Origin of the sequence: Streptomyces sp. SP18BB07 (genome assembly GCF_036322545.1) — a bacterium.
Taxonomy (GTDB): domain Bacteria; phylum Actinomycetota; class Actinomycetes; order Streptomycetales; family Streptomycetaceae; genus Streptomyces; species Streptomyces deccanensis.
Genome location: NZ_JAQYWT010000319.1, coordinates 21832 through 42031, shown reverse-complemented (window position 1 = coordinate 42031; position 20200 = coordinate 21832). Strand labels below are relative to the sequence as shown.

The following is a 20200-nucleotide window of genomic DNA, read 5'->3' as shown; positions in this document are numbered from 1 at the left end:
TCCTCGACTCCTCAGTTCCTGAGCAGGAGGGCGGAGGTCGGTACCCCCTCACCCGCCGTCACCAGACAGGTCGCCGCGTCCGGGACCTGGGCGGTGCTGGTGCCGCGCAGCTGCCGTACGCCCTCGTTGATCAGGTTGAAGCCGTGCACATAGGCCTCGCTGAGGCCGCCCCCGGAGGTGTTCAGGGGGAGCCGGCCGCCCATCTCCAGGGCGCCGCCCTCGGTGAACGCGCCGCCCTCGCCGCGCGCGCAGAAGCCGTACCCCTCCAGCGACAGGGGGATCAGGGCGGTGAACGCGTCGTAGATCTGGGCGACGTCGATGTCGTCCGGGGTGAGGTCCGCGTGCTTCCAGAGGTGACGGGCGGCGGTCCAGGCGGGGCCGGTCAGCGGGTCGTCGTTCCAGTAGTTGACCATGCCGTGGTGCTGGGCGGGCAGGCCCTGGGCGGCGGAGTGGACGTAGACGGGGGTGCGGCGGCAGTCGCGGGCGCGCTCGGCGGAGACCACCACGCAGGCGAGCGCGCCGTCCGTCTCCAGGCAGTTGTCGAAGAGGCACAGGGGCTCGCTGATCCAGCGGGAGGTCATGTACATCTCGCGGGTCAGCGGGCGCTCGTACATGATCGCGGCGGGGTTCTGGTTGGCCCGGTTGCGGCAGGCGAGGGCCACGTTGAAGAGGTGGTCGCGGGTGGTGCCGTACTCGTGCATGTGGCGGCGGGCCAGCATGGCTATCTCGTCGGCGGGGCGCAGCAGGCCGTAGGGGCGGGTCCACTGGGCCGGGGTGGGGAGTTGGACCGTGGTGTTCTTCCACGGGCGCGGGCCGGAGCCGCGTTTGCGGGAGCGCCAGGCGACGCCGACCGTGGCCTGGCCGGTGGCGATCGCGGCGGCGAGGTGCGCGACCGTGGCGCACGAACCGCCGCCGCCGTAGCCGACCTTGCTGAAGAAGGTGAGGTCGCCGAGGCCCAGTGCCTTCGCCACCTCGACCTCGTCCGTCTCCTCCATCGTGTAGGAGGCGAGCGCGTCCACCTCGTCGGGCGCGATACCCGCGTCGTCGAGCGCGGCGAGGATCGCGCGGCACGCCAACGCCCTTTCGCTCTCCGGGAGTTGTTTGGCGAAGGGGGTCTGGCCGATGCCGACGATGGCTGTCGCGTCCTTGAGCACGGCCATGAAGGCACACCTCCGCACGGGGGCTTTCGGCTGCTGACAGTCCGTCAGGGTACAGCTAATCTGACGGGTAGTCAGCTACGGGTGCCCGGTCGGGTGTCCGGCTGCCGCTGGCGCACTTGGACACTGGTTCTCGGGTACGGAGGCCTGCTGTGAACGGTGGCGTGGAGGAGCGCGGAGATCTGGCCTGGGGGACCGTCCCGGGGCTGGTCCGCGCGGCGGCGGAACGGTTCGCCGGGGTCGAGGCCGTCGTCGACGGGCGTACCCGGGTGTCGTACGCGGAGCTGGGCGCCCGGGTGGAGCGCGCGGCGGCGGCGTGCGTGGCGAACGGGGTGCGGGTCGGGGACCGGGTCGCCCTCTGGGCGCCGAACTCCCTCGACTGGATCGTCTCCGCGCTCGGCGCGGTCTCGGCGGGCGCGGTCCTCGTCCCGCTGAACACCCGCTTCAAGGGCGGCGAGGCGGCGGACGTGCTGGCACGCAGCAGGGCGAAGCTGCTGTTCGTCACCGGAACGTTCCTCGGCACCTCGTACGTGGCCTCGCTCCGGCGCGCGGCGGGCGCGGACGGGGGGCGGCTGCGGGCGCCGGGGGCCGGGAGCGGGTGCGAGCCGCCGGGGCCGCTGCCCGGACTGCCGCAGCTGGAACAGGTGGTGGTGCTCTCGGACGACGCCCCCGCCGACTTCCGCACCTGGAAGGACTTCCTCGCCAGCGGTGACGGTGTCACGGCGGAGGAGGTGCGGGCGCGGTCGGCCGGACTGACGGGCCACTCCCCCTCCGACATCATCTTCACGTCCGGGACGACCGGCCGCCCCAAGGGCGCGGTGATCACCCACGCGCAGACCCTGCGGGCGTACGAGGTGTGGAGCGAGCTGGCCGGGCTCCGGCAGGGCGACCGCTACCTCATCGTGAACCCGTTCTTCCACACCTTCGGCTACAAGGCCGGGGTGATCGCCTGCCTCATGCGGGGCGCGACGATGATCCCCCAGCCGGTGTTCAACGTGGAGACGGCGATGGCCAACGTGGCGGCCGAGCGGGTCTCGGTCCTGCCCGGGCCGCCCACCCTCCACCAGTCCCTCCTGGACCACCCTGCCCGCGACGACTACGACCTCAGCGCCCTGCGCCTGGTGGTGACGGGCGCGGCGGTGGTCCCGCTCCGGCTCGTCGAACGGCTGCGGGCCGAACTGCGCGTGGACACCGTGCTGACGGCGTACGGCCTGTCCGAGGCGTCCGGCATCGTCACGATGTGCCGGCGCGGCGACGAGCCGTCGGTGATCGCGTCGACGTCCGGACGGGCGGTCCCGGGGACGGATGTGCGGGTCGTCGATCCGCTGGGCGTCCCCCTGCCGGCCGGCTCCCCCGGAGAGGTCCTCGTCCGTGGCTTCAACGTCATGCGCGGCTACTTCGAGGATCCCGCCGAGACCGCGCGCACGGTCACCGCCGACGGGTGGCTCCGCACCGGCGACATCGGCGTCCTGGACGAGGACGGCAACCTCCGGATCACCGACCGGCTCAAGGACATGTTCATCGTCGGCGGCTTCAACGCGTATCCCGCCGAGATCGAGCAACTCCTCGGCCTCCACCCGGACGTCGCGGACGTGGCGGTCGTCGGCGTCCCCGACCCCCGCCTCGGCGAGGTCGGCAAGGCGTTCGTCGTACGCCGCCCGGGGTCCCTGATAACCGCCGACGACCTCATCGCCTGGTCCCGCCGCGAGATGGCCAACTACAAGGTCCCGAGGGTGGTGCACTTCGTGAGCGAACTGCCGCGGAACGCGAGCGGGAAGGTGGTGAAGGGGGAGTTGCGGGGGTGGTAGCGGGGGAGAGCGGCCGGAACGGCGGGAGAGTCTCGCCTCAGCCGCCGCTCAGCCGCCGCCCTCCACACGGCGGCCCGGCCGCCGCCCAGTTGCCGTCCGGCCGGCGCCGAATCGCCGTCCGGCCTACGGTCAGGTGTTGTTCAGCGACTGTCGGGCCGCTGTGTGGAGTGCGTGGATCTCCTCCATCGCCTCGCGCCAGGCGGGGTCGTCGGGGTTCACGGTGCGGGCGGTGTGCTCGGCGGTGCGCAGGCGGGCGGCGGTGGCGGGGACGCGGGCGATCTCGACGGCCACGGCCCAGGTGTCGAGGAACCGGGTGATCGGGCCGAGGCTGCCCGTGCGGGCCGCCAGCGTGATCGCCTCGTCCTTCTGCCGTTCCATCTCGCCCACGCGGTGCGGGGCGACCTGCTCAAGGGCCGCTCGCAGCGCCGGGGGTGTCCGCTCCGGCCGCGAGGCGACGGGAGCACCGGGTTCGACCTCCGCTGTGACCATCCTGGTCCTCTCCTCGCTCGTACCGGCCCGCTCCCCGGACACACCTCGGCCGCGGTGGCTCCCCCTCCGCGCCACCGCGGCCGATCCCCGTGTCCCCGTCGGTACGGAACGTCCGGTGCGCCTACTTGCCGCCGTCGAGGTCGAGGGCGGGCGGGGCGGGCATGCTGTTGTCCATCGTGGTGATGGCGTCGGTGTCGACCGGCTCGCTGGGCATGCTGTTGTCCAGCGGCTTGACGATCGGGTTCTTCGGCGGCGTGGGCATGCTGTTGTCCATCGTCGTGATGGTCGCGGCGTCGGTCTTGACCGGCTCGCTGGGCATGCTGTTGTCCTGAGTGGTGTTCTCCGCGTCCGTCTTCTTGTCGCTCATGGTCTGAGTTCCTCTGCTGTGGTGACTGGGCAGAAACGCCCGCCCGGAAGCTCCCCCGAGGGCCGCCGGACGGGCGAATCGGAGTCGCACCCTAACCGGGGCGCTCCCTGCTCAGACCGCCTGCCCCCCGACGCGACGGTCTGGCACGTATGAGACTGCCGGTCGGACATAAACGAATGCTGAACGACCGCGCGTGCGACGGTCAGACCGCCGGGGAGCGAGCGATCAGCTTGCGCACGGCCGCTGCCTCGTCGGTGGCGCCGCTCAGCTCGTACAGGCTGATCGCGTCCCGCCAGCAGGCGCTCGCCCGGTCCGTCTGGCCCACGGCGGAAAGGGCCCGCCCCAGGAGGGCCACGATGTGACCACGCATCCGGTCGCCGCCGACACAGCCCAGGGCGAGGGCCTGTTCGGCGTGCTGGGCGGCGCGTGCGGGACGTCGCGCGGCGAGATGCACCTCGGCCTTGCGGAAGTGGGTGTTCCCTTCCCAGAGCCGCTGCCGGTGCTCGGCGAAGATGTACTGGGCGTCCGAGAACTGCCCCAGCGCCTCGTCGTGGCGGCCCGCGCTGGTCAGCGCCAGACCGAGCGCGAGATGGGCGTTGGCACGGCGCATCGGCCGCCCCATCTCGGCGTGCAGGTCGAGGCTGTGCCGGGCGATGTCGATCGCCTTCTCGACATTGCCCATGCCCAGGTGGGCGCGGGAGAGGTTCGCCAGGGTGACCGCTTCGTTGAGCCGGTTGCCCGCCGCCCGGTAGCCCTCGATCGCCTGCTCCAGGAACGTCTTGCCGTCCGCGTAGCGGCCCTGGTGCATGGAGATGAGGCCCCGGTCGTTGGCCACCCAGCTGGCGGCGACGTCCTGGGCTGTGGCTGTGAGGTCCATGGCCAGCCGTGCCTGGTCCCCGGCCTGCTGGATACGGCCGGAGACCAGGAGGACGTTGGTCAGCATCGTTCGCGCCCGCCCCTCCGCCCGCGCGTCCCCCGCCGCACGCGCCGCGTCGCACATCGCGCGCGCCGTCGTCTCGTACTGGTGGGAGTTGGCGCCCGACTCGGTGAGGTCCTTGGCGGCCCAGAGCAGGTCGACCGCGCGGCGCAGCCGGTCCGTGCCGGCGGACTGGCGTACGCAGGCCAGGAGGCAGGACGCCTCGGTGTAGAGCCAGTCCAGCGCGGCGGAACCCTCGGTGAAGCGCAGGCCCGGATAGACGGTGGGCTCCAGATGGTCCACGAGCCGGTCGCCGGGGCGCTCGATCGCGTAGACCTGGGAGGCTGTCGCCAGATAGTGGTCCAACAGCCGCGACATCGCCGACTCCCGGTCGCTCGGCGGCTGTTCGTCGCGTTCGGCGCATGCACGCGCGTAGAGCCGGACGAGATCGTGGAAGCGGTAGCGGCCGGGTGCGGCGGATTCCAGGAGGGACGTGTCGACGAGGATCTCCAGCAGGTCCTCGGTCTCCTCCGGCGGCAGGTCCAGTACGGCGGCCGCGGCGGCCAGCGAGATGTCCGGGCCGTCCGCCAGCCCCAGCAGCCTGAACGCCCGTGCCTGCGCGGGCTCCAGCTGGCCGTAGCCCAGCTCGAAGGTGGCCTTCACCGCGAGGTCGCCGGCCTGCAGTTCGTCCAACCGCCGCCGTTCGTCGGCGAGTTTCGCGGCCAGGACGGACACCGTCCAGGTCCTGCGCGCCGCCAGCCGGGAGGCGGCGATGCGGATGGCGAGGGGCAGGAAGCCGCAGGCCGCGACGACGTCGAGGGCGGCCGTGCGTTCCGCCGCGACGCGTTCCTCGCCGACGATCTTCGTGAAGAGCCGCAGGGCCTCGTCGGGGGACATCACATCGAGGTCGACGAGATGCGCACCGGCCAGGTCCACCATGCGCACCCGGGCGGTGACGAGGGCCGCGCAGCCCGCCGTCCCCGGCAGCAGGGGCCGTACCTGGGCGGCGTCGCGCGCGTTGTCGAGCAGGACCAGCACCCGGCGGCCGTCGAGGACCGACCGGTAGAGGGCGGCCCGTTCCGCGAGGGAGTCGGGGATCGCCGAGTCGGCCGTGCCCAGGGCGCGCAGGAAGGCGCCGAGGACCGTCTCCGGCTCGGCGGGGCGGGCGCCGGCGCCCTGGAGGTCGACGTACAACTGGCCGTCGGGGAAGGCCCCTCTGGCCTGGTGGGCCACCCGCACCGCGAGGGTCGTCTTGCCGACGCCGCCGATGCCGGCCAGCGCGGAGACGGCCATCACCTGGCCCTCGGCGGCGGAGGCCTGCGCCAGCACCGCGCTCAGATCCTCGACGAGGGAGGCGCGGCCGGTGAAGTCCGGCACGGTGGCGGGAAGCTGGGCCGGGCGGACCGCGGCGGCGGCCGGCTCGGGGGCCAGCGGCGCGGAGGGTTCCGCGAGGCCGGGGTCGGCTCGCAGGATGCGCTGCTGCAACTCCCGCAGGCCGGGGCGCGGGTCCACGCCGAGTTCGTCCGCGAGCAGGCGGCGGGTGTCCGCGTACACCGCGAGGGCCTCCGCCTGGCGTCCGCTGCGGTAGAGCGCCAGCATCAGCAGTTCGCGCAGTCGCTCCCGCAACGGGTGCGCGGCGGTGAGGGCGGTCAGCTCGGAGATCGCCTCCGCGTGGCAGCCCTGCTCCAGGTCCATGTCCAGCCGGGACTCGACCAGTTGGAGCCGCCACTCGTCGAGGCGGGCCCGCTGGGTCTCCGCGTACGGCCCCGGAACGCTCGCCAGGACCTCGCCGTCCCACAGTCCGAGCGCCTTGTTCAGCAGTTGGCGGGCCTGGCACAGGTCCCCGGAGTTCTTGGCCTTCTCCGCGTCGGTCGCCAGTTCCTGGGCCACGGCGAGGTCCAGGGCGCCGGGGGACAGCGCGCGGATCGCGTAGCCGCCGGACTCGCTGACCAGGACACCGGGGGAGAGGACCTTGCGCAACCGGGAGGCGTACGTCCGTACGGCGGCCAGCGCCTGGGACGGCGACTCGTCGCCCCACAGCGCGTCGATCAGCTCGCTCGCGGTGGCGGTGCGGCCCTCGCGGAGCAACAGTGCGGCGAGCAGCGCGCGTTGCTGTGGCGAACCGGTGGCGAGGGGTTCGGTGCCGCGCCAGGCCCGCACGGGTCCGAGCACGCTGAAGCGCAGCTCGGCCGGGGCCTCGGGGGCCGGTGTCGCGATCTCGGCGTCCACTGCGGTCCTTTGCTCCGGCACTCGCGGCCCACCGACCTCCGGCACTCCCGGTCCACCGCCCATCGACAGCCCCCTCAGGCCTCCTGATATCCAGGCCAGTTTGCCTTGTTCATGGCAGATCCGTCAGCCGTGCGAGAGGTCGATCACAGGGAGCCACGCGGGATGTCACGAGCTCCACACAGACTCTTCGCAGCGGGGTTGGCGGCGGCACCATTACTGACGGGCATTGCTGACGGACCGTCAGATCGGCGCTACCGTGACGGACATGGACACCTTGGAGACGAGCGCCACGGATCCCGACCGCCCCGCCCCCGCCCCCTTCCCGAAGATCATCTCCGTCGACGACCACACGGTGGAGCCCCCGGACGTCTGGCAGGACCGGCTCCCCAAGAAGTACCTGGACACGGGCCCCCGGGTGGTCCGCGCGCCGCTGAAGGAGATGACGTTCCTCGGCGGCCGGTTCAAGCCCGTGATGGGCGCCCCCGGCGACGACGGCCCCATCGGCGACTGGTGGGTCTACGAGGACCTGCACCGCCCGCTGACCCGCCTCGACACCGCCGTCGGCTACTCCAGGGACGAGATCAAACTGGAGATCATCACCTACGAGCAGATGCGCCCCGGCTCGTACGACGTCCCGCAGCGCCTCGCCGACATGGACGTCAACCACGTCCAGTCGGCCCTGTGCTTCCCGACCTTCCCGCGCTTCTGCGGCCAGACCTTCACCGAGGCCGCCGACCGTGAGCTGGGGCTGCTCGGCGTCCGGGCGTACAACGACTGGATGGTGGAGGAGTGGTGCGGGCCGGCGGCACAGGGGCGCCTGATCCCCCTCACCCTCATCCCGCTCTGGGACGCGGAGTTGGCGGCGGCGGAGGTCCGCCGCAACGCGGCGCGCGGGGTCCGCGCCGTGGCCTTCTCGGAGATACCCCCGCACCTGGGCCTGCCCTCCGTCCACACCGACGACTGGGACCCCTTCCTCGCGGCCTGCGACGAGACCGGCACGGTCGTCGCGATGCACATCGGCTCCTCCAGCCGGATGCCGTCCACCTCGGCGGACGCGCCACCGGCCGTCGGCTCGACGATCACCTTCGCCAACTGCTGCTTCTCGATGGTCGACTGGCTGATGAGCGGCAAGTTCGAACGCTTCCCGAACCTCAAGGTCATGTACGCGGAGGGCCAGATCGGCTGGATCCCGTACATCCTGGAGCGCGCGGACGTCGTCTGGGAGGAGAACCGGGGCTGGGGCGGCGTCGCGGACAAGGTCCACCGCCCGCCGTCGGAACTGTTCGCCGACCACGTCTACGGCTGCTTCTTCGACGACGCGTTCGGGCTCCGCAACCTGGACGCGATCGGCGTCGGCAACGTCCTCTACGAGACCGACTACCCCCACTCCGACTCCACCTGGCCCGAGTCCCGCCAGGTCGGCGAGGCCCAGATGGGCCACCTGGCCCCGGACGTCGTGGACCGGATCGTGCGGCGGAACGCGATCGAGTTGCTGGGGTTGACGGAGGAGGGGTTGTGGGCGGGGCCCTGAGGGGTGGGTCGGGTCGGGTCGGGTCGGGGGATCGGGTGCGTCGTCGGGTGCGGGTTTGGTAGGGGCAGCAAGCACCACTTGATCACCGACGCCACCGGCATCCCGCTCGCCGCCACCCTGACCGGCGGGAACCGCAATGACGTCACCCAACTCATCCCGCTTCTCGAAGCCGTGCCGCCCGTGCGGGGCAAGCGCGGCAGGCCCCGGCGCCGTCCCGACGTCGTACTCGGCGACCGTGGCTACGATCACGACAAGTACCGCCGCCTCGTCGTTCCGGATTGGGCACCCAACGCTGGGTCGTGGAGCGCGCCTTCGCCCACCTGCACTGGTTCCGCCGCCTGCGGATCCGCTGGGCGATACGGGACGACATCCACGAAGCTACGCTGAGAGCATCGGAACCCAGTGCTTCATCAGCTGGTGCAGACGCTGTCGATGGTCGGCGATCCAGTCGTCGGGCAGGGCGATCGGCACGCGCACGGTGACCATGGATCCTGACTCGTCCTCTACCACCACCTCCGGACAGTCACGCTCGCCAGTGAGTTGGATGAAGATGGACGCTCCCCTGCTCATCTCCATCCATGCGACATCCTCGCCGGCGTCGAGCTTGTTCAGTGCGTGGGACCAGCTCTCCAGCTTCGAAACGGACAACGCCAGGTAACAGCGGCCGGACACGAAGGGCGTCCCGACGACGATCTCGGCATCGAGCCCGGCAGCCCACCCGGGGTTACGCCCCAGGACGTTGACGGTGACGCTGTTCCCCTCGTCATCGGCGAGGGAGATGAGCTCCCTCGGAGTGATGTCGTCCATAGCCACCCCTTCATCGGCGAGTGCCGAGAGATCGTCGCCCCGCCGGAGTGCAATCGCCACCTCATCTCGTCAGGGGTTCTTATCCACAGGCCGGAACGGGGTCGGCGGTTCCTCCGTACGTCCGGGTCACGACGGAGCTCAAACATGGCCGAAACTGGGGTCCCGTGCTGATATTCCCTCGGGTATCACTGGGCACGTAAGTTACTTGAGACTTGTACAACCCTTCGGTGATTGGAAGAAGGCATGCGCCTCACGACCCCCCACAGCCGCACGCGCCGCACGGTCCGTTCCGCTTCCTTGGCCGCCCTGCTCGCCCTCACCGGTGCCACCGCCCTTGTCGCAGCGCCCACGGCGTCCGCAGCCACCACGGCCTCACTCACCGCCAACGTACCGATGGCCGCCAGAGGGGCCGGCATGTCCGTCGTGTATTTCGGTACTCTCCGGATCGACGACGGCACCTCCGTCACCTGCCTGGGCGCGCGGGACGCCGACGTCTCCGGCGGCAACGGCCGGATCATACTCGCCACCGACTACAAGATCACCACGGGCGCCACCTATAACATCTCCGCCTGGGAGGGCGGCAACTGCGGCTCGGGTGGGGGGATGCAGTCCCTCGGCGGCGTGACCGTCAAGCCCACGGCCGCCGACGTCTCCAACGGCACCTACACGGTCAGCATCCCCTAGAAGGCTTGGACGAGCTAGCCGTCCTGATCGGGTCAAGTTTGCGTGATGGTGCAGATTTTGGCTGTTCAGGTGGCTGGTCCGGCTCGTCGGAGGTAGTCGTCCACGGCTTGTCGTAGGCGCGGGTGGCGGTGCGGAGCGTGGGCTGGTCGGGGTCGGCGAGGTCGGCCAGCCCCTTCGGCAAAAGCGGCTCGATCACCGCCCACAACCCGTCACTGACCTCCCACGGCTTCCGCCGCGCCATGGTCACACCCCACAAAAGACGGGATCACATACCTCTCCGCCGTGCCCCAACACGATCTTTCTGCAAGGACTCCTAAGGGGCGCGGGAACTGCCCGAGAACCCCCACCGGACCCGCGTCTACCCACCCACCCCGAACCGCCTGTCAGTCGGTGCCTGTGCGGAGGAAGTACAGCACCGTCATCGTCACCGCCGTGCCCAGCACGACGCCCCGCAGCGCACGCCCCGGCAGCCGGAGCGCGAGCCGGGCCCCGGCGAAGCCGCCGACGACCGCGCCCATGAGCATGGCGGTGAGGAGGACCGGCGCGGCCAGTGCGTCCGAGGCGACGAGGAAGAGCGCGGCGGCGCTGACGTAGACGGCGGTCACCTGGGCGATCCGCATGGGATTGCCGGTGGCCGGATCAAGCCCGAGGCCGAGGCTCCACAGGGCCAGCATCAGGATGCCTACGGCTCCGCCGAAGTATCCGCCGTAGATGGAAAGCAGGAACTGACCGGCCAGCAGGACCCCGGGCCCTAGGCTGCCCACCCGCTCCGGGCCCGCGCCTAGCAGCCGCAGGGCGGGCCGCCCGAAGGCGAGGACGACCGTGGCGAATGCCAGCAGCCACGGCACGGCGGCGTCGAAGGACGCGGACGGAAGGACCAGCAGAAGGGCCGCGCCGACGCCGCCGCCCAGCACACTCGTCGTGGTCATCGCCCGTGTGGAGGCCCCGCCGACCTGTGTGATCTCGTGCCGGGAGACCCAGGTGCCGGCCACCGAGCCGGGCAGCAGGGCGATGGTCGAGGCCGCGTTCGCCGTCACCGGCGGCAGACCGGCCGCGACCAGCGCGGGCAGCGCCACGAACGTGCCCCCACCGCCGACCGCGTTCAGCGTGCCCGCAGCGAGCCCGGCCAGCAGCACGAGCAGGATCTCCGAGGTCTCCGACATCAGCCGAGCATCGCGCCCGCGGCGGCGCCCCGCAACGAGGCCCCCCTGTGTGATCCGGCGTGATCCGGTGCGATCCACGCATCGAGCCCAAGGTCGGGCCCGACCCTCGGCACCGACCGCCTTCGCCCCTGGACGATGCCGCCACGTCCCTTGTCTGACGGGCCGTCAGCTACGACGATGAGGGTTCCGACCGACTCGTGGTCCGACAGACAGAGGAGCAGCCGTGCCATCAGCGGACGAAGCCCCACTGACCTACGGGATGCAGCTCCCCGTCCAGTCGCAGAGCACCCTCTACGCCGAGCTCTGGGAGGCGGACGCCGGGGCGGCGGAGCTGGCCGAGGTCGCGCGGGCCGCCGACCGGGCGGGGTTCGCGTATGTCGCCGTCTGCGACCACGTGGCCGTCCCGCGCCGCCTCGCACCCGCGATGAGCACGGTCTGGTACGACCCGGTCGCCACGCTCGCCTACCTGGCCGCCGTCACCGAACGGGTCCGGCTGCTCAGCCACGTCGCGGTCGTCGGCCTGCGCCATCCCCTCCTCACGGCCAAGCAGTACGCCACCCTCGACCACCTCGCCGGCGGCCGGCTGATCCTCGGCGTGGGCGCCGGGCACGTACGGGAGGAGTTCGAGGCGCTGGGGGTGGACTTCGACCGGCGGGGAGCGGTGCTGGACGAGTGCGTCGACGCCCTGCGCGCCGCCCTCGGCCCCGACGAATTCCCGTCCCATCACGGCAAGGTGTACGACTTCGAGGACCTGGGCCAGCGGCCTCGCCCGGCCCAGGCCCGTATCCCGGTGTGGGTCGGCGGTTCGTCCCCCGCCGCCGTCCGCCGGGCCGCCGTCCGGGGCGACGGCTGGCTGCCCCAGGGTGACCCCCGCGACCGCCTCCCGGCCCAGATCGCCCGACTCCGGCGACTGCGGGAGGAGGCGGGCGTCACCGGCCCCTTCACCATCGGCGCGATCACCGAGCCGCTGTACGTGGGCGAGCCGGGGTGGGACGTCGGTCGCCGCACCCTCACCGGGAGCCCGGCCGCGATCGCCGAGTCCTTGCGTGCTTACGGGGCGATGGGGGTGGATCAGATCCAGGTGCGGTTCCGGAGTCGGGACGTAGGCGAACTCATAGATCAGATCGGCAAGTTCGGGGCCGAGGCGGGGCCCCTCCTGTGAAAGCTCCTAGCGAGAAGCCCTTTCGGCGTCGTCCGGTTCCGCTTGCCCGGGGCCGGCGGCATAGGCGAGCGGGGGTGCGATGGCTTGGGCGTCGGCTCCCTCGCCGACCCACAGTCCGATGAAGAGCGCGGCGGTCGCTTCCAGGAGCCCGGCTCGTTCGAGACCGCCGCCGGCCACGGGTTCGCAGCCGACATGCCGCACCAACTGGTGAACAAGTGCGAGAGCCGGTTCGTCGTCTCCGCAGACCGGAACGGCCAGCGGCCGCCCGTCGAAGACGGGCGGCGCCATGCGCCACACATCCTCGTGGCAGAGATTGAAGGCCTTGACCACATGGGTTCCCGGTGCCGCCGCGGCCAGTCGCTGTGCAGCCGAGAGGCCGCCCTGTGTCAGCAGTTGGAAGCCCGGACCGACCGGATTCGAGCAGTCGATCAGTACCTTGCCGTGCAGGGCCGTCCGGAGTTCCCGCGCCACGCTCGCCCCCGCGCCGAAGGGCAGCGCGGCCAGCACCACCTGACCGAACTCGGCCGCCGCACGCAGACTGGCCGGCTTCGCGCGGCCCCCGAGCCGCGTCGCGAGCCGCTCCGCCTTGTGTACGTCCCGCCCTCCGACGGCCACGTCGTGCCCGGCCCGGACCCAGTGGGCGGCGAGCGCGTCCGCCATGTTGCCGGTGCCCAGTACGCCGATTCTCATCACTGCTTTTCCCCTCACTCGTGTCCTCCCAGGGCCCGCTTGGACCGTTCGCAACCACGCTAGAGAGCCCGTCGGGCACCATTCGGTACGTGACGACCGACGCTTTCCTCGCCGACTGCCGCGCCCGCCTGGCCTTCGACCTCCTGTCCAACACGTGGAACGCCGTCGTGCTCTGGGCACTGCGCGACGGCCCCAGACGCCCGGTCGAACTGCGCGAGCAGATCGGGGGGATCAGCTCCAAGGTCCTCACCGAGACACTGCGGCGCCTGCAGTCCAACGGACTGGTCGACCGGCAGGCACACCCCGGAGCGCCACCGCGCGTCGAGTACCGACTCACCGCCCTGGGGCGGTCTCTGCTGGCCCCCATCGACGCTGTCGGGGCTTGGGCCTTCGAGCATGGCGATGAGGTCCTGGCCGCGCAGGAAGCCCAATGCACCGCCATGACCCAGCAGTTCGCCTCCCCGGAAGGGCCGGGCCAGGACCTGCCCGGCTGAACGCGGCACCGGAGCACCGAGGCACCGAGCCGGACCGGGCGGTCACCGCTGTGGCCTCATCAGGTGCAGATCCTCACCCCACGCGTCCAGCACCGCTCCGTGTCCTGCCCGGCGGGCCACGGTCTCGACCTGGGCGAAGAGTCGGCGCTGTGCGGATACGTCGCCCGTGGCCGTGATGTGTTGAACGGCGTCGAGGAGGGGGGCGGTGGTCCAGTCGGGGAGCGGGTATCGGGTCAGCTCCCATGCCAGGTACTTGTTGTAGGGGCGGGGGCGGCGGTCCAGGGCGAAGAGGGTTTCCAGGAGGAGGCGGACGCTGTCGGCGGCGTCCAGGCGGGCCGCGAGAGGGAGGCCGTCGCGGGCGTTCTTGACCGAGCGGTAGAGGGAGTTGGCGTAGGCGTCGAGGTACGCGGCCGCCTCCCCGTGGGCCTCGTCGGCGTCGAGCCGGGCCTTGGCGGACAGGATCCGGGCGATCCCTCCGTCCAGGCGGTCCAGCACGACCCGGGCGCGGGCGAGGGCGTACCGCTCGAAGCCGGGCATCCCGGCGGCGCGGAACTCGTCGAGGGTGAGGACGACGAGGTCGAGCTCGGGGGTGCGGTGCCCCGCGAACCGGGTCAGGGCCGTCGACGCGCCCTCGGCGAGGACGACGTACAGGTCGTGGTCCGAGTGGGCGGTGGTCATGCCCTCGTGGGCCCGGGAGCCCTTGAGGACGAGGCCGACGACGGCGGGGTCGGCGGTGGCGAGTTCGACGAACGTGTCGTAGTCGTAGGACATGCGGGGCCGAGGGGCGGTCATGGCGTGATCTCCCGGTGTGGGTGGAGGACGGGTATGCCGAACCGGGCGGCCCCGGGACGCGCCGGGGTCACCCGCATCCTCTGCGGCGGCACTCGGCCACCGCCCGGCAGATCAACGCACCTGCGGACCCTACCGCCCACCCGTCGCACGAGTCCCGCACTCGTCCTGGGTTGCTGCCGAGGCCGTTCACTGATCCGTTTTGCTCAGCCGACCGGTCCCGTCGTCGCGAGCGGCCGTACCGCCGGTTCGAGCAGCGACAATGTCCGCTGGTGCGCATCGAGGCCGACGCGGATGCCGACCGGCATCGGCAGATTCGGGCCGGCATGCCCGAACTCGACGTTGCCCAGGACGGGGATATCACGGTCGCCGAGGACGTCGAGGACTATCTCGGCCAGGGTCGGTGATGCGTCAGGAGCATCGGCCGTGCCGAGCCCGTCGATCGCGTCCGGAACGCCCACGACCATGCCGGAGATCCGATCGAGAATGCCAGCGTGTCGCAGTACCTGCAGATAGCTCCATACATGCGATGCCTGGCCGCCCGCCTCCTCCCAGAACAGCACCGCGCCGTCGAAGCATTCGAGTGGCAGCGCGAAAGACGTCGCCTGCACCAGCGCGATACGGTTGATCACTCCGCCGATCAGCCGGCCTTCGGTGCGACCGGCGCGCCAGCACTCCCACGACGGGGTGGCCGGCAGCGCACCGATCGCCTCGTCGCCGGTCAGCAGCGTCGAGTAGAGCTTTTCGAGTTCTGCTCTGCGTGCCGCGGGCGCGGACTGCCAGTACCCGCCGAGTCCACGGGTGGCCACGTCGGCGTGGAATCCGACCAGCCCCGTCCGCGCGTAGAGCACCAGATGCAACAGTGAGATGTCGCTGTAGCCGAGGATCGGCTTGGGGTCGGCCGCGATCGCCTCGAAGTCGATCAGGTCGAGGTAACCGAGCGCGGTCTGCCCGCCGTCGTGCGCGATGATCGCGCGCACCTCAGGATCACGCAGCAGAGCGTTGAACTCCCCGGCGATCTCCGTCGGCGCAGCCGCGCTCCACCAACGGTGCCGCCCCGCTTCGAGCAGCGGTGCCCGACGCACCCGGAACCCCATCCGCTCGAGCACGGCCACCGCCTGCTGGAGGTCGGGCTCGTACACCGCGTCGAGCGGTCCGGAGAGTGCTGCGACAACGACGAGATCCCCGGGCTTCAGGGCACGAGGCCGAAGCAGGTGAGGCAGTTGAGGCGGTGCGGAACCGGTCACCGCCGCAGTGTCCCCACACGCGCAACAACTCGCTACGCAATTTGTCAGGCACGGGCACTGATGCCTCAGCCGGCGAGCAGGGCCCGCAGCCACTGGTCTTCGCGTTGCTCGATGTATTCGGCGTCGTTTCGCCAGGCGTCGCCGTGGCCTTCAGCCCACAGCCTTGCCCAGGGCTGCGCTCCTTGGGCTGCCTGTTCGCGCAGGAAGTCGTGCATGGAACGCGTACGGCGCCCCAGGAGAGGGACCAACCCACGGCGTTCGGACTCAGCCAGACCGTAGGCGTCGGCGAAGACGCGCAGTCGGTCCGCGGCGTCCGGGCTCTGCCAGTCCGGATGCGCGGACAGTGGGATGAACCCGTGCATGGCGTATGCGACATCCCACAGGCGCGAACCGGGACCTGCGGCGTCCCAGTCGATGAAGGCCCACCGCGCCTCGTCCGCGACCACGAGGTTCCAGGGGGCCAGGTCGTTGTGGGCGATGATGTCACTGCCCTCAGCGGGGATCAGCGTCTGCCACCGCGCATCGGAGGGCGGCGTGAAGTCCTGCACGGCGTCGTGGAAGTCCCGGATCAGCCGTGCGACGCGAGCCAGTTGTCGAGCGGGTTCCATCAGCGGGAACCGGTCGGGCCAGACCACATCTCCCGGCATGAAGGTCAGGACTTCACGCCCTTGATCGTCAATGCCGAGTGGGCGAGGCGCCGCGCCGAATCCCACCTTGTGCAGGTGGGCAAGCAGGGCATGCACAGCGGGAGTCCATGGTCCGGCCGGACGGCGAACGGTGTCCCCGACGCGAACGACACCCTCACTTACGTTGCCACCGGACAAAGGCTGTTCATCATCGGGCCGCATCGAACCAGTGTGTCGGATCAGCTCGTCGTGATCACCCCATTACCGGGCCCACCGAGCACCCGGGTCCCGCCCCCCGCCGGAGCGGCCCTGTCTCCGCGCACTGACCGGCTCGTCGGCGAACTCCCCTGTCCCGCAACGAAGTTCGGGACAGGCGGGTTTCGGTCGTCACCGTGGGCCGAGCCACGCAACCTGTCTGACAGCTTCGCGGTTCGTTCTTGAAACTTCGAACAACTGGCGCCGGAGTCACGTATGTAGGGGAGTCATGGCTTCGGCGGAAGGACACGCGAGGTGCGATCCCCCCGGCACGTCAGAACGTCCCAGCACACAGGCACCCCCGTATCAGCTGTTCCCGCACGCCCCTCCCACCTCCCGACACACCCACCCCGCCAACCCTCACCGTCGTCCCCGGGCCTGTCCGTCGCCCTGGCCTGTGCCCCGGGCCGGTGGCCGCACGACGACTGGCCGGCCCCCGACGACCGGTACGTGAGCAGCGCGCTCCTCGTCCCGCCGCCCTACCGTGAACTGCGCGAGACCGACGCGGATGTCGTGGTCCTGCACTGCGAGGACCCGTCGGAGTCCTTCGCCGGGCTGCTGAAGGCCATGGGCTCCCTGCGCGCCCCGGTGATCGTCGTCAGCCCCCGGCAGGACACCGACACGGTGGTGGAGGTGTTCCGGGGCGGGGCCGGGTATCTGGTCGAGGGCGACTACTGCACCTGCATGCTGTCGTCCGCGGTCGTGGCCGCTACCGTCGGCCACACCTCCTTCTCGCCCGTGGCCTGCGCCGCCATCCGCGACGCGGCGCGACAACTGCCGGAGCAGGCGCAGGCGACGGAGCACCTGCGCTCCCTGCTCTCGCCGCGTGAACGCCAGATCATGGAGCTCCTCTCCACCGGACTCGGCGCCCAGGAGATCGGGCTCCGACTGACACTGAGCGAGAAGACCGTCCGCAACAACCTCAGCAACATCTACGCCAAGCTGGATGCCCGGGGGAGCACGGAGGCAGTGCTGAGATGGCTGGGCGCGGCCTCCGCGGTTCGCGTATGAGAACGCTCTGACGGTCTCCTGGTAATCTCCCGAAGATCTCCCGAAGGTCTCCTGAAAAATCCCCCGCGCAAGGCACGGGGGATCATTCGGCTTTCTCCGGTCGCTATTGGATGGTGACTTCGGAGAGCGGCACCTCGACGTCGGTCACGTTCGCGCCACCCTCTTCGAATCCGGGCTCGGCGCGGACGCTTCCCTCACTGTTGAGGATTCCGTTCGCCTGCGGGGAATCGCACTTCACATTGCGCAGCCAGAGGCGGCCGTCCGGTGTTCCGCTGGGCAGGAGCTGCGGATAGAAGACGTGGACGGTGGCGGCGTTCTCGCTGGGCGAGAAGAACACCTTCTGGCCGTCCTGGGCCTCCTTGTAGGTGGCCTTGAGGAAACCGCTCACGTCGGTGCGCTTGTGGGACCACATGAAGAAGGCGACGTGGTCCGCCTTGACCGTGTCGGACCTGGAGAAGGAGAACGACGACGTCGTGTCGTCGCGCTTGATGTTGAATTCCTGCGTGGCGAACTTGACGCCGATCTCGAAAACGGAACTCGCCAGCTTGGTGCTGCCGTCCGTGTTGAAACCGTCCTCCAGCTGAATGACGCGGGTCACCGACGCCGTGCCGCTGAAGGTCTTCGTCGCCGCGGTGCTGACCCCGCAGTTGTCGGTCACCGAGGTGACCCGCTCGTTGGGGCCGAGGCTGTTGGCCTTGAACTGGACGTCGACGAACTCGCAGTTCTCCAGCTTGTCGGAGTCCGTGCGGCAGTCGGTGGCCACCTCGTCGGGGGTGGCGGCTCCCGCGCTGTACATCAGCGGGACGGCCAGTCCGAGGGCGGCGACCGGCGCCAGCGCGAGGGTGATGCGCTTCTTCTTGCTGCGGTGGTTGCCGCTGCGCCCGGTGCGTGTCATGGGGGTCTCCTGCGAAAAGGGTCGAATCGAGAGGGAAGTGCTGGTGGGGGGAGGGGTGGGGGACGGGGAGGGAGAGAGGGGTGGGGGAGAGGGGGAGGGGGAGGTCAGCAGTCCTCCAGGACGACCTTCGTGGTGCCGTCCGCGAGTCCGGGGGTGCCCGCGGCGCTGTCCAGGATGACCGGGCCCTCGACGACCTCCGGCGCCACGAAGTTCTTCTCGGGGGAGGGGTTTACGGCGAAGCTGCCGGGGTCGGCGTCGAGATGCACCCGCCATTCGCCGGTCATGCGCTGCATCTTCGGCGTGAAGGTCACATGCATGACCTTGCCCACAGGAACTTCCCGCTGTTCCGACTCGCTGGCGGTGGCCGTCCTGACGGTCATGTCCAGCGTGCCCTTGTGCTTCACCCAGCCGCCGCTCAGGGCCCCGAAAAGCCCGCCGAGTGCGCCCTGCTGGGTCGCGGTGTACTTGCCCTGGCCCTGGCCCACCGCCTTCGAGAACTCGGTGGTCACCTTCGACGGTTCCGTGGCGTTCGGTTCGCAGTTCGGGAAATCGACGGTGACCTTCTCCGTGGGACCGTCGAAGGTCTCGAACTTCGTCTCGACGAAATCACAGGTATCGGATTCGAATCCATCGCCGAGTCCGCCCTTGAAATCGCTCACCGACTGCTGTTTTCCGTTGAGCTTGGCAGTCCTTTCGCACATCCTCATGATCCGCTCTACGGACGGCTCGTCGGCGGCGTTGGCCGAAGGCAGTAGTACGGTGACGGTGGCCGCGCCGGTCACGAGTGAAGCGCCGATCGCCAAGTATCGGACCTTCTTGTTCTTGAAGCGCCTCTTGGCTGCCATGGCTGTCTCTCCTTGGGAGTTGCTTTACCTTCTGATGGAGAATTATTGGGGCCGTGTACAGCCAGTGGACAGAGTCAAATGTCCCTACTCTCCGGTCACTTGTGATCACGGAAGCAAGCTGTCACCAGCCGGACTGACGCATCGTCAGGTCTGCCGGTACCCTGACCTCGACCAACACACCGCGATGGGAGTCCGCATGGGCAAGCTCGACGGACGTGTCGTCCTCGTCACAGGCGCCGCGCGCGGCCAGGGGGAGCAGGAGGTCCGGCTGTTCCGGGCGGAAGGGGCCGAAGTCGTGGTCGCCGACGTGCTCGACGACCAGGGAGAGGCCCTCGCCAAGGAGATCGGCGCGCTCTACATCCATCTGGACGTGAGCCGCGAGGACGACTGGACCGCCGCGGTGGCCGCGGCCAAGGGCGCGTACGGCCGCGTCGACGGACTGGTCAACAACGCCGGTGTGCTGCGCTTCAACTCCCTCGTCGACACCCCTCTCGACGAGTTCATGCAGGTGGTGTGGGTCAATCAGGTGGGCGTCTTCCTCGGGATCAAGGCCCTCGCCCCCGAGATCGAGGCGGCCGGCGGCGGCACGATCGTCAACACCGCCTCGTACACGGGGATGACGGGCATGGCGTACGTCGGCGCGTACGCCGCGACCAAGCACGCCATCGTCGGTCTCACCCGGGTCGCCGCGCTGGAGCTGGCCCGCAAGGGCATCCGGGTCAACGCGGTCTGCCCCGGCTCGATCGACACCGCGATGACCGACCCGGGCGACGAGGCGTCCGCCGAGGCCGTCGACAAGCTCTACCGCAAGCGCATCCCGCTCGGCCGGATCGGCCGCCCCGAGGAGGTTGCCCGCCTCGCCCTCTTCCTCTCCTGTGCCGACTCCTCCTACATCACCGGGCAGCCCTTCGTGATCGACGGGGGCTGGCTGGCCGGCGTGAGCCTCTGACCGCCCCGGGCCGGACGCGTATCTGACGGGACGTCAGCTATTGACGCTCCACGGGGCCGGTGGAACAGTCGGCCGTACCGAGATCT

19 protein-coding genes and 1 pseudogene are annotated in these 20200 nt (G+C 70.5%); 8 read left to right on the top strand and 12 right to left on the bottom strand.

All coding sequences use genetic code 11. The annotated features are described in order from the left end of the window. Positions 1–11 precede the first annotated feature (11 nt). Positions 12–1160 carry a lipid-transfer protein gene (locus tag PUR53_RS22300; RefSeq protein WP_329909429.1) on the bottom strand — a complete coding sequence of 383 codons (1149 nt, stop codon included), beginning with the start codon at positions 1158–1160 and terminating at the stop codon, positions 12–14. Positions 1161–1309: 149 nt separating this feature from the next. Here PUR53_RS22300 and PUR53_RS22295 point away from each other — a divergent pair, with 149 nt between their 5' ends. Next, positions 1310–2965, top strand: a complete 1656-nt coding sequence (locus PUR53_RS22295; RefSeq protein WP_329909428.1) for a fatty acid--CoA ligase family protein — start codon at positions 1310–1312, stop codon at positions 2963–2965. Between the two features lie 129 nt (positions 2966–3094). Here PUR53_RS22295 and PUR53_RS22290 read toward each other — a convergent pair whose 3' ends face one another. The 3 genes from PUR53_RS22290 to PUR53_RS22280 form a co-directional block, all read right to left on the bottom strand. Then, positions 3095–3454: a DUF6247 family protein gene (locus PUR53_RS22290; RefSeq protein ID WP_329909427.1), complete on the bottom strand. Its 360-nt coding sequence runs from the start codon at positions 3452–3454 to the stop codon at positions 3095–3097. A 121-nt stretch (positions 3455–3575) separates the two neighbouring features. After that, positions 3576–3821, bottom strand: a complete 246-nt coding sequence (locus PUR53_RS22285; RefSeq protein ID WP_329899854.1) for a hypothetical protein — start codon at positions 3819–3821, stop codon at positions 3576–3578. A gap of 202 nt (positions 3822–4023) precedes the next feature. Further along, the gene (locus PUR53_RS22280; protein ID WP_329909426.1) at positions 4024–7029 is read right to left on the bottom strand and encodes an AfsR/SARP family transcriptional regulator; all 3006 of its coding nucleotides are present in this window, start codon (positions 7027–7029) and stop codon (positions 4024–4026) included. A gap of 202 nt (positions 7030–7231) precedes the next feature. Here PUR53_RS22280 and PUR53_RS22275 point away from each other — a divergent pair, with 202 nt between their 5' ends. Further along, positions 7232–8497, top strand: coding sequence for an amidohydrolase family protein (locus tag PUR53_RS22275; RefSeq protein WP_329899852.1), 1266 nt, complete (start codon positions 7232–7234; stop codon positions 8495–8497). A gap of 63 nt (positions 8498–8560) precedes the next feature. Further along, positions 8561–8979 (top strand): annotated as a pseudogene (locus PUR53_RS22270) (transposase); the annotation flags it as partial. Here PUR53_RS22270 and PUR53_RS22265 read toward each other — a convergent pair. Continuing rightward, positions 8876–9304: a DUF5959 family protein gene (locus PUR53_RS22265; RefSeq protein ID WP_329899851.1), complete on the bottom strand. Its 429-nt coding sequence runs from the start codon at positions 9302–9304 to the stop codon at positions 8876–8878. The pseudogene PUR53_RS22270 and the gene PUR53_RS22265 overlap by 104 nt on opposite strands. 243 nt (positions 9305–9547) lie before the next feature. Here PUR53_RS22265 and PUR53_RS22260 point away from each other — a divergent pair, with 243 nt between their 5' ends. After that, the gene (locus PUR53_RS22260) at positions 9548–9988 is read left to right on the top strand and encodes a hypothetical protein (protein ID WP_329899850.1); all 441 of its coding nucleotides are present in this window, start codon (positions 9548–9550) and stop codon (positions 9986–9988) included. A gap of 383 nt (positions 9989–10371) precedes the next feature. On the opposite strand, the gene PUR53_RS22255 is transcribed toward PUR53_RS22260, so the two are convergent. After that, positions 10372–11151, bottom strand: coding sequence for a sulfite exporter TauE/SafE family protein (locus PUR53_RS22255; protein WP_329909425.1), 780 nt, complete (start codon positions 11149–11151; stop codon positions 10372–10374). Positions 11152–11410: 259 nt separating this feature from the next. Here PUR53_RS22255 and PUR53_RS22250 point away from each other — a divergent pair, with 259 nt between their 5' ends. Beyond that, positions 11411–12313: an LLM class F420-dependent oxidoreductase gene (locus PUR53_RS22250; RefSeq protein ID WP_329909583.1), complete on the top strand. Its 903-nt coding sequence runs from the start codon at positions 11411–11413 to the stop codon at positions 12311–12313. Between the two features lie 6 nt (positions 12314–12319). Here the strand turns inward: PUR53_RS22250 and PUR53_RS22245 are convergent, their stop codons facing one another. Then, positions 12320–13003, bottom strand: coding sequence for an NADPH-dependent F420 reductase (locus PUR53_RS22245; RefSeq protein WP_329909424.1), 684 nt, complete (start codon positions 13001–13003; stop codon positions 12320–12322). Between the two features lie 89 nt (positions 13004–13092). On the opposite strand from PUR53_RS22245, the gene PUR53_RS22240 reads away from it, so the two are divergent. Then, positions 13093–13497 carry a winged helix-turn-helix transcriptional regulator gene (locus PUR53_RS22240; RefSeq protein ID WP_329909423.1) on the top strand — a complete coding sequence of 135 codons (405 nt, stop codon included), beginning with the start codon at positions 13093–13095 and terminating at the stop codon, positions 13495–13497. 42 nt (positions 13498–13539) lie between these two features. Here PUR53_RS22240 and PUR53_RS22235 read toward each other — a convergent pair whose 3' ends face one another. The 3 genes from PUR53_RS22235 to PUR53_RS22225 all read right to left on the bottom strand — a co-directional run bounded on the left by PUR53_RS22235 (position 13540) and on the right by PUR53_RS22225 (position 16381). Beyond that, positions 13540–14289, bottom strand: coding sequence for a hypothetical protein (locus PUR53_RS22235; RefSeq protein ID WP_329899846.1), 750 nt, complete (start codon positions 14287–14289; stop codon positions 13540–13542). Positions 14290–14492: 203 nt separating this feature from the next. Beyond that, positions 14493–15533: a S66 peptidase family protein gene (locus PUR53_RS22230; protein ID WP_329909422.1), complete on the bottom strand. Its 1041-nt coding sequence runs from the start codon at positions 15531–15533 to the stop codon at positions 14493–14495. Positions 15534–15598: 65 nt separating this feature from the next. Continuing rightward, positions 15599–16381 (bottom strand): phosphotransferase enzyme family protein, encoded by a 783-nt coding sequence (locus PUR53_RS22225; RefSeq protein ID WP_329909421.1) that lies wholly within the window; start codon positions 16379–16381, stop codon positions 15599–15601. Between the two features lie 483 nt (positions 16382–16864). Between PUR53_RS22225 and PUR53_RS22220 the strand changes: the two genes are divergently transcribed. Further along, complete coding sequence (locus PUR53_RS22220) at positions 16865–17425, top strand: LuxR C-terminal-related transcriptional regulator (protein ID WP_443080345.1); 561 nt, start codon at positions 16865–16867, stop codon at positions 17423–17425. Positions 17426–17528: 103 nt separating this feature from the next. Here PUR53_RS22220 and PUR53_RS22215 read toward each other — a convergent pair whose 3' ends face one another. Beyond that, the gene (locus tag PUR53_RS22215; protein ID WP_329899843.1) at positions 17529–18320 is read right to left on the bottom strand and encodes a hypothetical protein; all 792 of its coding nucleotides are present in this window, start codon (positions 18318–18320) and stop codon (positions 17529–17531) included. A 104-nt stretch (positions 18321–18424) separates the two neighbouring features. Continuing rightward, on the bottom strand, positions 18425–19165 hold the full coding sequence (locus tag PUR53_RS22210; protein WP_329909420.1) for a hypothetical protein: 741 nt from the start codon (positions 19163–19165) through the stop codon (positions 18425–18427). 196 nt (positions 19166–19361) lie between these two features. Between PUR53_RS22210 and PUR53_RS22205 the strand changes: the two genes are divergently transcribed. Further along, positions 19362–20114, top strand: a complete 753-nt coding sequence (locus PUR53_RS22205; RefSeq protein ID WP_329899841.1) for an SDR family NAD(P)-dependent oxidoreductase — start codon at positions 19362–19364, stop codon at positions 20112–20114. Positions 20115–20200: the final 86 nt, after the last annotated feature.

Excerpts from the sequence above, each read along its gene's own strand:
- PUR53_RS22300 (WP_329909429.1), bottom strand. The coding sequence starts at position 1,160 with ATGGCCGTGCTCAAGGACGCGACAGCCATCGTCGGCATCGGCCAGACC.
- PUR53_RS22260 (WP_329899850.1), top strand. The coding sequence starts at position 9,548 with ATGCGCCTCACGACCCCCCACAGCCGCACGCGCCGCACGGTCCGTTCC.
- PUR53_RS22235 (WP_329899846.1), bottom strand. The coding sequence starts at position 14,289 with ATGACCGCCCCTCGGCCCCGCATGTCCTACGACTACGACACGTTCGTC.
- PUR53_RS22285 (WP_329899854.1), bottom strand. The coding sequence starts at position 3,821 with ATGAGCGACAAGAAGACGGACGCGGAGAACACCACTCAGGACAACAGC.
- PUR53_RS22275 (WP_329899852.1), top strand. The coding sequence starts at position 7,232 with ATGGACACCTTGGAGACGAGCGCCACGGATCCCGACCGCCCCGCCCCC.
- PUR53_RS22225 (WP_329909421.1), bottom strand. The coding sequence starts at position 16,381 with ATGCGGCCCGATGATGAACAGCCTTTGTCCGGTGGCAACGTAAGTGAG.
- PUR53_RS22290 (WP_329909427.1), bottom strand. The coding sequence starts at position 3,454 with ATGGTCACAGCGGAGGTCGAACCCGGTGCTCCCGTCGCCTCGCGGCCG.
- PUR53_RS22245 (WP_329909424.1), bottom strand. The coding sequence starts at position 13,003 with ATGAGAATCGGCGTACTGGGCACCGGCAACATGGCGGACGCGCTCGCC.
- PUR53_RS22215 (WP_329899843.1), bottom strand. The coding sequence starts at position 18,320 with ATGACACGCACCGGGCGCAGCGGCAACCACCGCAGCAAGAAGAAGCGC.
- PUR53_RS22250 (WP_329909583.1), top strand. The coding sequence starts at position 11,411 with ATGCAGCTCCCCGTCCAGTCGCAGAGCACCCTCTACGCCGAGCTCTGG.
- PUR53_RS22265 (WP_329899851.1), bottom strand. The coding sequence starts at position 9,304 with ATGGACGACATCACTCCGAGGGAGCTCATCTCCCTCGCCGATGACGAG.
- PUR53_RS22280 (WP_329909426.1), bottom strand. The coding sequence starts at position 7,029 with ATGGGCGGTGGACCGGGAGTGCCGGAGGTCGGTGGGCCGCGAGTGCCG.
- PUR53_RS22255 (WP_329909425.1), bottom strand. The coding sequence starts at position 11,151 with ATGTCGGAGACCTCGGAGATCCTGCTCGTGCTGCTGGCCGGGCTCGCT.
- PUR53_RS22205 (WP_329899841.1), top strand. The coding sequence starts at position 19,362 with ATGGGCAAGCTCGACGGACGTGTCGTCCTCGTCACAGGCGCCGCGCGC.
- PUR53_RS22210 (WP_329909420.1), bottom strand. The coding sequence starts at position 19,165 with ATGGCAGCCAAGAGGCGCTTCAAGAACAAGAAGGTCCGATACTTGGCG.